The organism is Angustibacter aerolatus (assembly GCF_054776675.1).
This window is the reverse complement of sequence record NZ_BAAHBM010000032.1, coordinates 23,569-37,984: the sequence shown is the minus strand read 5'-3', so window position 1 is coordinate 37,984 and position 14,416 is coordinate 23,569. Positions and strand designations below refer to the sequence as shown.

The 14,416-nt window shown below is 73.4% G+C and carries 15 protein-coding genes; 5 read left to right on the top strand and 10 right to left on the bottom strand.

The window, feature by feature from the left end; genetic code table 11:
- From ACYVI6_RS09685 to ACYVI6_RS09670, 4 genes are all read right to left on the bottom strand, one after another.
- A partial coding sequence (locus tag ACYVI6_RS09685) for a cupin domain-containing protein (RefSeq protein WP_460446173.1) occupies positions 1–945 on the bottom strand: 945 nt, incomplete at its 3' end.
- Position 946: 1 nt separating this feature from the next.
- On the bottom strand, positions 947–1,162 hold the full coding sequence (locus tag ACYVI6_RS09680) for a hypothetical protein (RefSeq protein WP_460446172.1): 216 nt from the start codon (positions 1,160–1,162) through the stop codon (positions 947–949).
- A gap of 100 nt (positions 1,163–1,262) precedes the next feature.
- Positions 1,263–1,673: a PLDc N-terminal domain-containing protein gene (locus tag ACYVI6_RS09675; RefSeq protein ID WP_460446171.1), complete on the bottom strand. Its 411-nt coding sequence runs from the start codon at positions 1,671–1,673 to the stop codon at positions 1,263–1,265.
- A gap of 23 nt (positions 1,674–1,696) precedes the next feature.
- Entirely contained in the window at positions 1,697–3,505 is a 1,809-nt protein-coding gene (locus tag ACYVI6_RS09670) for an AMP-dependent synthetase/ligase (RefSeq protein ID WP_460446170.1), read from the bottom strand.
- 96 nt (positions 3,506–3,601) lie between these two features.
- Here ACYVI6_RS09670 and ACYVI6_RS09665 point away from each other — a divergent pair, with 96 nt between their 5' ends.
- The 3 genes from ACYVI6_RS09665 to ACYVI6_RS09655 all read left to right on the top strand — a co-directional run bounded on the left by ACYVI6_RS09665 (position 3,602) and on the right by ACYVI6_RS09655 (position 6,804).
- Positions 3,602–4,228, top strand: coding sequence for a hypothetical protein (locus ACYVI6_RS09665; protein WP_460446169.1), 627 nt, complete (start codon positions 3,602–3,604; stop codon positions 4,226–4,228).
- Between the two features lie 502 nt (positions 4,229–4,730).
- Entirely contained in the window at positions 4,731–6,347 is a 1,617-nt protein-coding gene (locus ACYVI6_RS09660) for a metallophosphoesterase family protein (RefSeq protein ID WP_460446168.1), read from the top strand.
- A gap of 106 nt (positions 6,348–6,453) precedes the next feature.
- Positions 6,454–6,804 carry a hypothetical protein gene (locus ACYVI6_RS09655; protein ID WP_460446167.1) on the top strand — a complete coding sequence of 117 codons (351 nt, stop codon included), beginning with the start codon at positions 6,454–6,456 and terminating at the stop codon, positions 6,802–6,804.
- Here the strand turns inward: ACYVI6_RS09655 and ACYVI6_RS09650 are convergent.
- Together ACYVI6_RS09650 and ACYVI6_RS09645 are read right to left on the bottom strand one after the other, a co-directional pair.
- A complete protein-coding gene (locus ACYVI6_RS09650) occupies positions 6,801–7,769 on the bottom strand; it encodes a hypothetical protein (RefSeq protein WP_460446166.1) in 969 nt (322 codons plus the stop codon). The genes ACYVI6_RS09655 and ACYVI6_RS09650 overlap by 4 nt on opposite strands.
- Positions 7,766–8,701 (bottom strand): ABC transporter ATP-binding protein, encoded by a 936-nt coding sequence (locus ACYVI6_RS09645; protein WP_460446165.1) that lies wholly within the window; start codon positions 8,699–8,701, stop codon positions 7,766–7,768. Before ACYVI6_RS09645 ends, ACYVI6_RS09650 begins: the two co-directional genes overlap by 4 nt.
- A 92-nt stretch (positions 8,702–8,793) precedes the next feature.
- Between ACYVI6_RS09645 and ACYVI6_RS09640 the strand changes: the two genes are divergently transcribed.
- On the top strand, positions 8,794–9,417 hold the full coding sequence (locus ACYVI6_RS09640) for a DUF47 domain-containing protein (protein ID WP_460446164.1): 624 nt from the start codon (positions 8,794–8,796) through the stop codon (positions 9,415–9,417).
- Positions 9,418–9,423: 6 nt separating this feature from the next.
- The gene (locus ACYVI6_RS09635) at positions 9,424–10,431 is read left to right on the top strand and encodes an inorganic phosphate transporter (RefSeq protein WP_460446163.1); all 1,008 of its coding nucleotides are present in this window, start codon (positions 9,424–9,426) and stop codon (positions 10,429–10,431) included.
- A 42-nt stretch (positions 10,432–10,473) separates the two neighbouring features.
- Here ACYVI6_RS09635 and ACYVI6_RS09630 read toward each other — a convergent pair whose 3' ends face one another.
- From ACYVI6_RS09630 to pstC, 4 genes are all read right to left on the bottom strand, one after another.
- Positions 10,474–11,544 carry a hypothetical protein gene (locus ACYVI6_RS09630; RefSeq protein ID WP_460446162.1) on the bottom strand — a complete coding sequence of 357 codons (1,071 nt, stop codon included), beginning with the start codon at positions 11,542–11,544 and terminating at the stop codon, positions 10,474–10,476.
- A gap of 147 nt (positions 11,545–11,691) precedes the next feature.
- Positions 11,692–12,468, bottom strand: coding sequence for a phosphate ABC transporter ATP-binding protein PstB (gene pstB / locus ACYVI6_RS09625; RefSeq protein WP_460446161.1), 777 nt, complete (start codon positions 12,466–12,468; stop codon positions 11,692–11,694).
- A 9-nt stretch (positions 12,469–12,477) separates the two neighbouring features.
- A complete protein-coding gene (pstA, locus tag ACYVI6_RS09620) occupies positions 12,478–13,389 on the bottom strand; it encodes a phosphate ABC transporter permease PstA (protein WP_460446160.1) in 912 nt (303 codons plus the stop codon).
- Complete coding sequence (gene pstC, locus ACYVI6_RS09615) at positions 13,386–14,387, bottom strand: phosphate ABC transporter permease subunit PstC (RefSeq protein WP_284289354.1); 1,002 nt, start codon at positions 14,385–14,387, stop codon at positions 13,386–13,388. Before pstC ends, pstA begins: the two co-directional genes overlap by 4 nt.
- Positions 14,388–14,416 lie beyond the last annotated feature (29 nt).

Below are 14,416 nucleotides of genomic sequence, written 5' to 3'. Positions count from 1 at the left end.
GGCCATGCCGTCGGCCACCCGCGCCGCGTCGACGGCCACCACGGCGTCGAGCAGGGCGTCGCGCACCGCGGCCAGGTCGTCGGCCGTGTCGGCGGCGTCGTCGACCGCCACGCCGAGGCGCAGCGAGCCGCGCACGTCGACGTCGGCGGTGAGGTCGTGCAGCGCCGCCCGCACCAGCTGCTCGGCGAGCGCGTGCCGGGTCCAGACGTGGACGCCGAGGGTCACGTGCGCGCTCACGCCACCCAGCGCGGTCGCCGCGTGCAGGGTGCCGCGGGGCAGGTACAGGCAGTCGCCGGGCCGCAGCACGACGTCGAGCAGCGGCTCCTCGGCGGCAGCGGCCGCCACGGCCGCGCGCCGGTCGGTCCACGGCTGGTCGCGCAGGGGGGCGTCGAGCACCGGCGCGTGGATGCGCCACCGCTTCTCGCCCTCGACCTGCAGCACGAACACGTCGTGCACGTCGTAGTGGTCGTCGAAGCCGCGGTTCTGCGGCGGCGTGACGTAGGCGTTGGCCTGCACCGGGTGGCCGAGGTCGGCGGCCAGCTGCTGGGCGAACCGCACGATCGGTGGCCAGGTGCGGTGCAGCGCCTGCAGCACGAGGGTCGAGCCGCTCGCCAGCTGCTGCAGCACCTTGTCGTCGCTCAGCTGGTCGCCGATGCCGGCACCGATGCCGCCGCCGGAGGTGAACGACCGCTCGGGCAGCGTGTCGCCGTCCTTCGCCATCCGCACGAAGGGGGTGCGCAGCGCGCGCGCCGACGACAGCTCGTCGATCGCGTCGGCGTCGAGCAGGTCGGTGAACGGCGCGGGCAGCTCGTCGGCCCGGCTGAGCAGCGGCTCGCGCGACCAGACCCGCTGGGCGAAGTCCGCCGGGTCGATCGCGAGCAGCCGCTGCAGAGCCGGGAGGGCGGGCAGGTGCCCGCCCTCCCGGGGTGTCGCTGCTGCGGTCACGTCAGTTCGCGGACCCGTCCGCACCACCGTCGGCGCCGCCGTCCGCGCCGCCGTCGTGCTGACCGGGGGTGCCGCTGGCGCCGCCGTGGGCCGGGCCCTCGGCACCGGAGTCGGCGCCGCCGTCCGCGCCGCCGTCGTGCTGGCCCGGGGTGCCGCTCGCGCCGCCGTCCGCGGGGCCCTCGATCTCGTCGGCGGGGTCCGGGGTGTCGTAGGTCATCGTCGCCTCCAGTCGATGGCGCCGCGGGTCGGCGTCGTCACGGCGATCCTGCTGCGCCCGACGGTCGCGCGCCACCCCAGACCCGCGAGGGCCGGTCGGCTCAGGCGGGGGGCGTGCCGTCGTCCGGGCGCTGCTCGCGCAGCCGGCGCTCGCGCTCCTTGAGGTCGTCCTCCCACTGGCGCATGGTGCGCTCGTGCTCCTCGTCGACCGACTTCATCTGCCGCAGGAAGTCCGGGTCGTCGTCGGGGCCCCGCGGCGGCCGGGGCCGCTCGTACTCGGGGTAGCCGCTCGTGCGGGTCGACGGCCACGGCACGCGCGGCGCGGACGCCGTGCGCTCCGGGCGTCCCGCGACCAGCCAGGCGATGCCGCCGATCAGCGGCAGCACGATGATCAGCAGGATCCACGCCGGCTTCGGCAGGTTGCGCACGATCGAGCTGTCGGTCTGGATGCAGTCGATGAGGCAGAACACGAGCAGCGCGAGCTCGAGGAAGTACGGCAGCAGCCGGATCACGGTGGGGTCCCCCTGTCAGCGGTCTAGCGGCGCGAGGCGTACAGCGCCTCGACGTCGTCGGCGTAGTCGGCGAGCACCTTGGCCCGCTTCAGCTTCATCGACGGCGTCAGGTGGCCCGAGTCCTCGGTCCACGTGTCACCCAGGATGGCGAACCGCTTGATCTGCTCGGCGCTCGACACGGTCGCGTTCGCCCGATCGACGGAGTCCTGCACCGCCTTGCGCACCGCGGGGTCGTCGCGCAGGGACTCGGGCGTGCCCTCGCGGCCGTGGTCCTGCAGCCACAGCGCGAACGACTCGGGGTCGAGGGTGATGAGCGCGCCGACGTAGTTGCGCCCGTCGCCCACCACCATCGCCTGCGACACGATCGGGTTGGCCCGGATCACGTCCTCCAGCCCGGACGGCGCGACGTTCTTGCCGCCCGCGGTGACGATGATCTCCTTCGAGCGGCCGGTGATGGTGAGGAAGCCCTCGGCGTCCATCGACCCCAGGTCGCCGGTGTGGAACCAGCCGTCGGCGTCCTTCGCCTCGGCGGTGGCCTGCGGGTTGTTCCAGTACTCGCGGAAGACGTTGCCGCCGCGCACCAGCACCTCGCCGTCGGCCGCGACCTTCACCTCGAAGCCCGGCAGCGCCCGGCCGACGGTGCCGATGCGCAGGCCCGACCGCGCGTTGACCGTCGCGGCCGCGGTGGTCTCGGTGAGGCCGTAGCCCTCGAGCACGGTGACGCCGATGCCGCGGTAGAAGTGCGCGAGCCGGGCCCCGAGCGCCGAACCGCCGGACACCGCCCAGTCGGCGCGGCCGCCGAGCGCGGCGCGCAGCTTGCCGTAGACCAGCCGGTCGAACAGCGCGTGCTTCGCCTGCAGCCACGGGTTCGGGCGGCCGCGGTCGCGTGCGGTGCTCCAGGCGATCGCGGTGGCGCTCGCGGCCTCGAAGACCTTGCCGCGACCCTCGCTGGTGGCCTTGCGCCGCGCCGACTCGTAGACCTTCTCCAGCACCTGCGGGACGGCGAGCACGAACGTCGGCTGCACGACCTTGAGGTCCTTCACCAGCCGCGCGGTGTCGCTGTGCGCGAGCGTGCAGCCCTTCAGCAGCACCGCCACCTCGATGAGCCGGCCGAACACGTGCGCCAGCGGCAGGAAGAGCAGCGTGGACGCGTCGTCGCGCTCGAACAGCTCGGGCAGCAGCTGGATCGCGTTGGCGCTCTCCTCGAGGAAGTTGCCGTGGGTCAGCACGCAGCCCTTGGGCCGGCCCGTCGTCCCCGACGTGTAGATGAGGGTCGCGATGCTGTCGCGGCTCAGCCCGGCGGCGCGCTCGTCGAGCTGTTCGTCGGTGACGCCGTGCCCGGAGGCCTCCAGCCCGGCCAGGTCGACGTCGTCGGCGCCGGCGTCCTCGACGTGCCAGACGTGCTGCAGCCCGGGCAGCCCGTCGCGCGCCTGCTGCACCCGGCGGGCGTGGCCGGCGGACTCGACCACGACGCCGACCGCCTGCGAGTCGCTGAGGATCCAGCCCACCTGGTCGACCGACGAGGTCTCGTAGATGGGCACCGGCACGGCGCCGGCGGTCCACAGGGCGACGTCGACGAGCGTCCACTCGTAGCGCGTCTTCGACATGATGCCGACCCGGTCGCCGGGCCCGACCCCGGCGGCGACGAAGCCCTTCGCGAGCGCGCGCACCTGGTCGGCGAACGCCTTCGCCGCGACGTCCTCGAAGCCGCCCGGCACCCGGCGGCGCAGCAGGGTGCGGGACGGGTCGCGGTCGACGACGGCGCGCACGCCGTCCGCGATGCTGGCGGCCCGCCGGATCGTGTCGGTGCTGGAGGACGTGTGCTGGGTCACACGCCGAGCGTACGGCCCCGGGTGCCTGGCCTGCGACGTCCTCGCGGCGGTGGCGCGGACCGGCCGGTGTCGGGGGTTGGTGCGACCATGGGTCGGGTGAGTGACGACAAGCCGCGGTGGCGGCGCCCGGCGTTCCTGGCCCCGAGCGCCCTCGACAGCCTCGACGGCGACCCCGACCCGGCCGCCCTCGCCGAGGCCGCGCACTCCACGGCGTCCGCCATCGTCGCGGCCGGCCGCGGCGCCGACGACCCCGAGATCACCGCCCGCCTGGTGCGGCTGGTCGACGACCACGGCCTCGACACCATCGCCGACCTCTGGGCCGGCCGCCCGGCCCGCTCGCTGCCCGGTGCGCTCTGGCGGCTGTACGTCGTGCGCGAGTGGGTGCGCCGCGACGCGGTCGGCGCCTCGGTCGACTACCGCAGCGGCCAGCAGGTCGCCGAGGTGTCGGACGTCGTCGCCGGCGTCGCGCAGCCCCCCGGCCCCCAGGAGGTGCGCGAGCTCGCCGACGCCGTGCTCACCGGCGTCTACACCGGCGACCTCGACGTCGCCCTCGAGCGCTGCGCCGCCTTCTGCCGCGTCGTCGCCGCCGGCCGCGCCCTGCGCGCCGACGACGTCTCCGACCTCGAGGCCGGCGAGCTCACCCGCCGCGCCGCCTCCCTGCAGCACACCGCCGAGGACCTCGAGGCAGCCGCCCGAGCCTGGCGAGCCCGCGACCTCACGTGAACGAGCGCGCGCGAACGGGCCCAGCCGACCGTCGTCCGTCTGGACCGAGTGACCCTGGCCGACACGTCTTTCGTCGGTCGGGATCGGGAGGGAAGACGGACGTGAAGGGAGGCGGTTCGGGCCCGTTCGCCAAGAGGGAGAGCAGCCCAGCCGACCGTCGTCCGTCTGGACCGAGTGATCCTGGCCGACACGTCTTTCGTCGGTCGGGATCGGGCGGGAAGACGGATGTCGAGGGAGGCGGTTCGGGCTGCGCTCCCAGAAAAGTGAGCCGGGAATGTGCACGAACCCCCCTCGGTTGTGCACAATCGTGGTGTCCCCCCGGGGACACCCGGGCGTCGGGCTGCGGTAGCCCCGGGTCCCAAATTGAGCCGCTCCGAGCGGCCGCGCGCCGTGAGGCGCTCCCAGCCCGACGCCCACCCCTCGTCGCCCCCACCGCGCGGGCATGACGCACCACGGAACCGCTCACCACCTGCGCCCGCACCGACCGCTCACGGTCCGGCGGGTGCTGCACCTGGCTGCCCTCGTGCTGCTGGGCGTGCTGGGTGCCGGGCTCGGGGCTGCGTTGTCGCCGGCGGCGCACGCCGAGGTGGGGCCGCTGCGGGTCCAGGTGCACGTGCGTCCGTCGCTGCACCCTGGGGTGGCGGTGGCGCTGCCGCCCGTGGGGTCGGTGCGGTTCGACACGCACCTGTCCCCGGTCGAGGGCAGGGCGTCGATCGAGTCGGTCGACGTCGACGCGGCCCGCCGGGTGATCGACTCGCCGACGCAGCTCGACGAGCTGGCGCGCACGGCACCCGACACGCTGCGGACGACGGCCACGCGGGCGGCGCTGGGCATGCTGGGGTGCGCACTGCTGGGCGCCACGCTGCTGCTGGCCCTGGCCACGCGGGGCTGGCGGGGAGCGGTCGGCGGGCTGGCGCTCGGGGTGGGGCTGTCGGTGGTGACGGCGGGGCTGACGGCGCTGACGTTCGACCAGTCGGCGCTCGGGCAGCCGCGGTTCACCGGCCTGCTGAGCAGCGCGCCGTACATCCAGCGCCGCACGCAGACCCTCGCCGACCGCCTGCAGTCGTACCGGTCGGGGCTGGCGGACTTCGTGCAGTCGGCGACGACGCTGTACGCGGTGGGCGACCGGCTGAGCTCGCTCGACACCACCGAGACAGACGACGTCACGACGGTGCTGCACATCAGCGACCTGCACCTGAACCCGATCGGCTACGACCTGACGAGCCGGCTGGTCGACCAGTTCGGCGTCGACGCGGTGGTCGACACCGGCGACCTGAGCACGTGGGGGAGCAGCGCGGAGTCGGCGTTCGTGAACCGGATCGGGGGCCTGGGGGTGCCGTACGTCTTCGTGCGGGGCAACCACGACTCGGAGGGCATCGCCCGCGCGGTGGGCCGCCAGCGCGGGGCGGTGGTGCTCGACGGGCAGGTGCGCACGGTCGCCGGGCTGCGGTTCGCGGGCGTCGGCGACCCGCGCACGACGCCGAGCGAGGGGTCGGCCGACACGGTGGGCAAGGACGCGGTGGCCGAGTCGGCGGAGCGCCTCGGCCGCACCGTGCAGGCCTACGACCAGGTGCACCCCGAGGCGCCGGTCGAGGTCGCGCTGGTGCACGACCCGACGCGGCTGGCGGGGCTGGTCGGCCGGGTGCCGCTGGTGCTGGCCGGGCACCTGCACTCCCGGCGGGTCTCGGAGCAGGACGGCACGCGGGTGATGATCGAGGGCAGCACGGGTGGTGCCGGCCTCACGGCGAACGGCCTGCAGTCGCTGACCGACGGCGAGCCGGTGCCGCTGGAGGCCACGCTCCTGTATTTCCGCCGCGGCGGCCCGGACGCCGGACGCCTGCTGGCGTACGACTCGGTGACGGTCGGGGGGCTGGGCCTGACGTCGGTGAGCATCGACCGCACGACCGTGCCGGTCGACGCCGACCGTGCGCCGGGGGCACCGCCCACGCCGACCCCGACGACGTCGGAGCCGGCGCCGTCGAGCCCGGTGAGCCCGTCGAGCCCGGTGAGCCCGCTCAGCCAGCCGGCGACCGCGGCGGGTCGGACGTCGTCGCGCTCGGGTCGGCGAGCGGCGCGTCGTGCTCCTCGGCGTGCGTCTCGGCGTCGCGCTCGGCCGTGAACAGGGCCCGGCGTCCGGGGCCGATCCAGGCGCAGCGCGGGCAGGTGCCGTGCACGAACCGGCCCCGGTGGGCGGTCGTCGTGCTGGGGCGGTCCACCCGCCGATCATGCCGCAGCGGCACCCGTCGGTGTGGCTCGCCCCCGCCGACGGTCATGCTTTGGTCAAGTCGCTGTCGACGTCCGGCGGCTCGTCGTACGGTGTCGGTCGGGCTCGCGGCCGCGGGCCGAGCAGGGGTGCCGAGCAGGGGTGGAAGGGACAGCCCAGGTTGACGGACACCCACGACCCGCTGCGCGACGAGCACCTCGAGGACGAGATCGAGATGGTCGGTGACCTCGTCGTCGCCGCCACCGGCGCCACCGGCCCGCTCACCCAGGACCAGATCGACGCCGTGCTCGGCGTCTCCCCGCGCGACGCCGAGGACGGCTCCGAGGCCGGCGACGAGGACGCCGTGGGCTAGAGGTCGCGCCGGCGCAGCACGAGCGAGCCGACCAGCAGCGCCGCGGCCGTCAGCGCGGCGAGGTAGGCGAACCCCTGCAGGTGCGACAGGTGGATCGTCACGTCGTGCCCGGCGCCGGTCTCGTCGTACCTGACGTAGATCGTGTTCCCGCCGGGCAGCAGCACGGCCGCGAGGTTCTGCGAGACCAGCCAGCGGGTCCACCCGCGCTCGGTGCCCACGATGTTCACGATCGTCTCGACGAGCACGGTGTAGCCGAAGAGCACGCCGAGCAGGCCGCCGGTGTGTCGCACCAGCGTGGTCAGCCCCGCCGCGGCGAGCCCGGCCAGCACCACGAGCAGCAGCGTGCGCAGCTCGAGCCAGAGCAGCGGCGGCCAGACGCGTCGTCCGACGTCCCAGGTGCCGCGCAGCTGCACGGTGAGCGCACCGAGCCCGAGGGTGATCGCCTGCAGCAGCACGCCGATCGCCAGCGAGGCGAGGGCGACGGCGGTGTACCGCGTGGCGAGGAACCGCAGCCGTCGCGGCTCCCAGCTGAGCAGCGTCACCATCGCGCGGCTGGCCAGGTCAGCACCCATCGCCGTCCCGCCGACGAGCACCGCGAGCAGGGCGGCGCCGCCGCCGACCACCATCGCCACGTCGACGAGCGAGCCGGCGGTGAAGCGCGGGTCCTCGAACAGGTCGTCGGCGGTGGGGGCGTAGCAGGCGTCCGGATCCGTGCAGCTCGCGTCGGTGGCGTTCGCGGCCGCGATCTCCTGCGCCTGCCGCTGCGCCTCGGCCCGCGCGCCGGACGCGTCGGCCGAGTGCGTCGCGAACACGGCGACCATCGCGGCCACGACGGCGAGCACGCCGAGCAGCACGAGCAGCACCACCAGGCGGCGGTGGGCCAGCCGTCGCAGCTCGGACGCCAGCGGGCGCGCCCGCCCGGTCGCGGCGGCCGGGGGTCCGGAGACCAGCGTCTGCGTGCTCATGCGCCCAGCCCCTGTCCGCCGGTGATCTCCAGGTACGCGCTCTCGAGGTCGGTCGCGGCCGGCACCAGCTCGCGCAGCCACAGGTCACGGGCCCCGAGCAGCCGGGTCAGCTGCGCCGGGTCGTCGACCGGTCGCCCGGTGCCGCCCACCCGCAGGCGGCCGCGCCCGGCGTCCACGACGTCGTACCCGGCCTCCCGCAGCACGGCGGCCGCGACGTCCGGCGGGTCGACCGACAGCACCACCCCGGCCTGCTGGTGCGCGGCCAGCACCTCGTCGACCGGCCCCTGCACCAGGCAGCGTCCGCCGGCCATGATCGACACGCGGTCGCACACCTGCTGCACCTCCGACAGCAGGTGCGACGACAGGAAGACCGTCCGGCCCCCGGTGCCCAGCTCGCGCACGAGGTCGCGCATCTCCTTCATGCCGGCCGGGTCGAGGCCGTTGCTCGGCTCGTCGAGGATCAGCAGCCGCGGGTCCTTCAGCAGCGCCGCGGCGATGCCCAGCCGCTGCCGCATCCCGAGCGAGTAGCCCCGCACCCGCTCGTCGGCGCGGTCGCGCAGCCGCACCAGCTCGAGCACCTCCTCGACGCGTGTGCGCGGCACCCCGACGGACGTCGCGAGCAGCTGCAGCTGGGTGCGGCCCGCCATCCCGGGCAGGAAGTTCGGGTTCTCGACCAGCGCGCCGACGTGCCCCACGACGTCCGGCAGCCGGCTCGGGACGTCGTGCCCGAGGAGCTGCGCCGTCCCGCCGTCTGCCCGCGCCAGGCCCAGCAGCACCCGGATCGTCGTCGTCTTGCCCGACCCGTTCGGACCGAGGAACCCGTGCACGCCGCCCTGCTCGACGACCAGGTCGAGACCGGCCAGCGCCCGGTACGTCCCCCGTCGCCGGCGGTAGGTCTTGGTCAGCCCCCGCACCTCGATCGCTGCTGTCACGTGCCTCGAACCCCCCTGGTCGACGTCGGACGGCTCACTGTGGCAGAACGGGTGTGCACGGTCACGCACCCGAGACCCGTACGATCGCGTCCGTGCGCTTCCGACTCACGCCGCAGGACACCGGGTTCTACGACCTGTTCGCGACCTCCGCCAGCCATCTCGTCGACGGCAGCCGTCTGCTCACGCAGCTGCTCGGAGCCGCCGATCACGCCGGCCGCGAGAGCATCGCGCAGCAGCTGCGCGACGCCGAGCACGCCGCCGACGAGTCCACCCACGCGATCCTGCGCAAGGTGAACAGCTCGTTCATCACGCCGTTCGACCGCGAGGACATCTACGACCTGGCGTCGAACCTCGACGACTGCATGGACGAGATGGAGGCCGCGGCCGACCTGATCGTGCTCTACAAGATCGAGACCCTCCCCGACGGCGTCGCCGCCCAGGTCGAGGTGCTGGCCCGGATGGCCGAGCTCACCGCCGACGCGATGCCCCGGCTGCGGTCGATGAAGGACCTGTCGGAGTACTGGATCGAGATCAACCGGCTCGAGAACCAGGGCGACAAGGTCTACCGCCGGCTGCTGGCCGAGCTGTTCAACGGCGACCTCAAGGCCACCGCGATCATGAAGCTGAAGGAGGTCGTCGACGTCCTCGAGAGCGCCGCCGACGCCTTCGAGCAGGTCGCGCACACGGTCGAGAGCATCGCCGTCAAGGAGTCCTGACCGACCGTGGACCTCGTCCCGATCATCCTCGTCATCGCCCTGGCGATGGGCTTCAACTACACCAACGGCTTCCACGACTCGGCGAACGCGATCGCGACGTCGATCTCCACGCGGGCGCTGACGCCGCGGGTCGCGCTGGCCATGGCCGCCGCCGCGAACCTCGCCGGCGCGTTCTTCGGCCAGGGCGTGGCCGCCACCGTCGGCAAGGGCATCATCGACGCGCCCACCGGTTCGCGCGGCCTCACCATCTGCGCGGCCGCGCTGGTCGGCGCCATCGGCTGGAACCTCCTCACCTGGTGGCGCGGGCTGCCCTCGTCCTCCTCGCACGCCCTCATCGGCGGCCTCGGCGGCGCGGCGCTCGCGGCCGGTGCCGGCGTCAAGTGGAGCGGCATCCTCGAGAAGGTCGTCGTGCCGATGGTCCTCTCGCCGATCATCGGCCTGCTGCTCGGCTACCTCGTGATGGTCGCGATCCTCTGGCTGTTCCGGGGGGTGGCGCCGCACAAGCTGTCCCGCGGCTTCCGCACCGCGCAGACCGTCTCGGCCGCCGCGATGGCGTTCGGCCACGGCCTGCAGGACGCCTCGAAGACCGCCGGCGTCGTCGTCCTCGCCCTCACCGTGGGCGGCTTCGAGGACGGCGGCGACGACGGCGTGCCGTTCTGGGTGCTCGCCCTCTCGGCCGTCGTCATCAGCCTCGGCACCTACTCCGGCGGCTGGCGCATCATGCGCACCCTGGGCCGCCGCATCATCCACCTCGACCCCCCGCACGGCTTCGCCGCCGAGGCCAGCGCCGCCGCCGTCCTCTTCGTCGCCGGCCTCACCTTCCACGTGCCGGTCTCGACCACCCACGTCATCACCACCTCGATCATGGGCGTCGGCGCCACCAAGCGGATGTCGGCCGTGCGCTGGGGCGTCGCCAAGAACATCGTCGGCGCCTGGGTGCTCACCTTCCCCGGCGCCGCCGCCGTCGCCGCCCTCACCTTCCTCGTGCTCCACCTCGTCCTCCCCGGCGTCTGACCCCCACACCCCCTTTCCGCACGTCAGCCCGCTTTGCGCACCTCAGCCCGCTCGACGGGACTGCGTGAGCGGGCTGAGGTGCGCAAGGCCGGCCGTCGGCGGCAGCTGCACCGCCTGACCGGTGAAGGCACGACCGTCTGCACGTGAGCGCGCTCGCTCCAGCCGCTGCAGCACCCGGTGCGGGTGGTGCACGATCTCGGCGGTGCCCCAGCGCACCACCTCGACGCCGAGGGCCCGCAGACGGAGCTCGCGCTCGTGCTGCCGCTGCATGGCGCGCCGGACGTGCGCTGCGGTCTCGCCGGTGGGGGAGCCGGGGGCCAGGCCGGCCAGCAGCTTGCCCCGGCCGTCGGTCTCCACAGCGAGCGCGCACTCGTCGAGCCACCCGTCCACCCGAGCGACGAACCGCCCGTGCCGATCGAGCACGGTCACCTGCGGTGTCAGCAACGGGCCGCCCATCGCGGCGATCGTCGCGAACGAGTAGCTCTCCAGCCACGACTCGCGGCGACCGTCCAGCAGCGACGCGGCGGCGCGGCCACGTTCGGCGTACGGCCAGTTGTGCTGGCGGCTCAGCACGAGCTGCACCTCGTCGCTGCTGACGTCGCCGATGCGGAGAGCGCTGTCGACGAGAGCGACACCTTCGCCGAGTGGGAGGTGCCGCAGGCAGTCGGCGGCGGTGCGAGCGGGACCGGTCGTGCCGACAGTCCAGGTCCAGCCGTCGACCTCGACGCGGGCTCGGGCGGTCTCGGTCGCGGGCAGCGTGGCCACCTGCACGACCACGTGTCGATCGTGTCGAGCCGATCGGCGCAGGTCACCGCGCGTGATCCACGGCTGTACCGGGTGCTCGAGCGGCAGGCTCCAGCCACGGAGCGAGGCGGCCGTCACGTGGCTCGCGGAGGCGTCGTCGGCGCGGGCGCCGAGGACGGCGACGGCTCGCAGTGCGTGCTGCTCGGTCGCCGGACGTCGCGCGAAGGCGCTCGCCTCGGCGTAGGTGCCGCGGCACAAGGTGACCCAGTGCCCGGAGCGGGCGCGGTGGTCGGCTTGATGGCGGGTGAGGCCGTACTGCGTGGCCTCGGCGCGGGTGAAGACAGGTGGCAGGTGCGGATCCGTGTGCATGCTGCAACCGTGCCGCGTGGGCGGCCGGCGCTGCGTCCGTCGTCCACAGGTGCCGGACCCCGTACGCGCTTCAGCCCGCTCCGGACGATCCCTGGAGCGGGCTGAGGTGCGCAAACCGGGCTGACGCGCGGAAAAGGGGGTGCGGGGTCAGCCGAAGCGGCCGGAGATGTAGTCCTCGGTGGCGCGCTCGGTGGGGTTGCTGAAGATCTTCTGGGTGGCGTCCATCTCGATGAGGCGGCCGGGCTTGCCGGTGGCGGCGAGGTTGAAGAACGCGGTGCGGTCGCTGACGCGGGAGGCCTGCTGCATGTTGTGCGTGACGATCACGATGGTGAAGCGGTCCTTGAGCTGCGAGATCAGGTCCTCGATGGCGAGCGTCGAGATGGGGTCGAGGGCGGAGCAGGGCTCGTCCATGAGCAGCACCTGGGGCTCGACGGCGATGGCGCGGGCGATGCAGAGGCGCTGCTGCTGGCCGCCCGAGAGGCCGGCGCCGGGCTTGCTCAGCCGGTCCTTGACCTCGTTCCAGAGGTTGGCGCCGCGCAGCGAGCCCTCGACGGCGTCCTTCAGGCGGCTCTTGTCGCGCACGCCGTTCAGCCGCAGGCCGGCCGCGACGTTGTCGAAGATCGACATGGTCGGGAACGGGTTGGGGCGCTGGAAGACCATGCCGACGGTGCGGCGGACGGCGACCGGGTCGACCTCGCCGGCATAGAGGTCCTGGTCGTCGAGCGACACGTGGCCCTCGACGCGACCGCCGGGGATGACCTCGTGCATGCGGTTCAGCGTGCGGAGGAAGGTCGACTTGCCGCAGCCGGAGGGGCCGATGAAGGCGGTGACCGACCGCGGCTCGATGGTCATCGTGACGTCCTCGACGGCCTTGAAGCTGCCGTAGTAGACGTTGAGGTCCTTGACGTCGATGCGCTTGCCCACGGGGTTTCCTTACTTCGCCACGGAGCTGAAGCGCGCGACGAGGCGCCCCAGCAGGTTCAGGACCATGACCAGGAGCACGAGCGTGAGCGCCGCGGCCCACACCCGGTCGATCGCCGGCTGCAGGGCCTCGGTGCGGTCCTGGTTGATCATGGTCGGCAGGGCGGCCATGAAGCCGTCGAACAGGTTGGTGTTGATGGACTTCGAGTAGGGGCCGAGGATCAGCAGCGGCGCCGTCTCGCCCATGACGCGGGCCAGGCCGAGCAGCACACCGGTGATGATGCCGGAGAACGCGGTCGGCAGGACGATGCTCGCGATGGTCTTCCACTTCGGCACGCCGAGCGCGTACGACGCCTCGCGCAGCTCGTTCGGCACGAGCTTCAGCATCTCCTCGGTCGAGCGCACGATGACCGGGATCATCAGCAGCACCAGGGCGAGCGACACCGCGAAGCCCACGCGGTCGAAGCCGAGCACGCCGACCCACAGCGCGTAGACGAACAGCGCGGCGACGATCGACGGGATGCCGGTGAGGATGTCGACCATGAAGCTGACGGCCTTGGCGAGCTTGCCGCGGCCGTACTCGACGAGGTAGACGGCGGTCATCACGCCGATCGGGACGGCGATCACGGCCGTCACCAGCGCCTGCTCGAGGGTGCCGACGATGGCGTGGTAGGCGCCGCCGCCCACGCGACGCGAGGTGACGCCGCGCTGGCTGTTGGCCCACCAGTCGGCGCTGAGCAGCAGGTGGTAGCCCTTGCTCACGACGGTCCAGAGGATCCAGGCCAGCGGGATCAGCGCGACGACGAACGCCAGCGTCACCAGCACGGCCATCACGCTGGCCTTGAGGCTGCGGCCGGCGGACGGCTTCGACAGCGACTCGGACAGCCGGACGGGGGTGGGCTCCGGGGCGGTGGTGGTGGTCACTCGCTGAAGGCCTTCCTGCGCTCGATGACGACGCGCGCCGCGGCGTTCACGGCGAAGGTCAGGATGAACAGCACCAGGCCGGCGGCGATGAACGCGCCGGTCTTGCCGGGGCTGTCGAACTCGCTGGCGTTGTTCGCGATCCGCGACGCGAACGTCTCGCCGCCGTTGAACAGCGAGAAGGACCACGGCTTGGTGGCCGGGATGGTGCTGAGGATGATCGTGACGGCGATGGTCTCGCCGAGTGCCCGGCCGAGGCCGAGCATCGCCGCGGAGATGACGCCCGGGCGGCCGAAGGGCAGCACCGCGGTCGTGATCATCTCCCACTTGGTGGCGCCGAGGGCGATCGCGCCCTCCTTGTGCTGCGGCGGCGTCTGCGCGAAGACCTCGCGCGACAGGGCCGTGATGATCGGCAGGATCATGATCGACAGCACCAGGCTGATGAGCAGGATGGTGCCGGCGCTGATGCCGACGTCGCGCAGGAACGGCACGTGCTTGCCGACGGTGTTCTGGATCGGGTCCTGCACGTGCTCGTTGAAGCCGGAGCCGATGACGCGGGCGCCCCACAGCCCGTAGACGATCGACGGGACGGCGGCGAGCAGGTCGACCAGGTACGCGGCGGGGGCGGCGAGCCGGCGCGGCGCGTACTGCGTGATGAAGAGGGCGACGCCGATCGCCACCGGCACCGCGATGATCATCGCGATGACCGACGAGATGACCGTCACCCACAGCAGGTCGGCGATGCCGAACCTCAGCGGCGAGCTGTCGACGTCGAACACCCGCGAGGTCAGGAAGTTCGCGTCGTCGTCGGCGAGCGCCGGGATCGCGCGGTAGAGCAGGAAGGCCCCGACCAGCGTCACGAGGCCGATGACGATGATGCCCGAACCCGTTGCGGCGCCTGCGAACAGGCGGTCGCCGAGGCGCCCGGTCGAGGCGCGGTCGCCCGAGTCCTCGCCACCACCCAGGGTGTCGACGACGGACGCGCCGGTCACGCTCGACATGTCTCGTGCTCCTCGCTGCTCAGCCTGCT

Bases quoted from the DNA above. Each gene is read 5' to 3' on its own strand.
- ACYVI6_RS09680 (WP_460446172.1), bottom strand. From the start codon at position 1,162: ATGACCTACGACACCCCGGACCCCGCCGACGAGATCGAGGGCCCCGCG.
- ACYVI6_RS09655 (WP_460446167.1), top strand. From the start codon at position 6,454: ATGCCGCAGCGGCACCCGTCGGTGTGGCTCGCCCCCGCCGACGGTCAT.
- ACYVI6_RS09650 (WP_460446166.1), bottom strand. From the start codon at position 7,769: ATGAGCACGCAGACGCTGGTCTCCGGACCCCCGGCCGCCGCGACCGGG.
- ACYVI6_RS09630 (WP_460446162.1), bottom strand. From the start codon at position 11,544: ATGCACACGGATCCGCACCTGCCACCTGTCTTCACCCGCGCCGAGGCC.
- pstC (WP_284289354.1), bottom strand. From the start codon at position 14,387: ATGTCGAGCGTGACCGGCGCGTCCGTCGTCGACACCCTGGGTGGTGGC.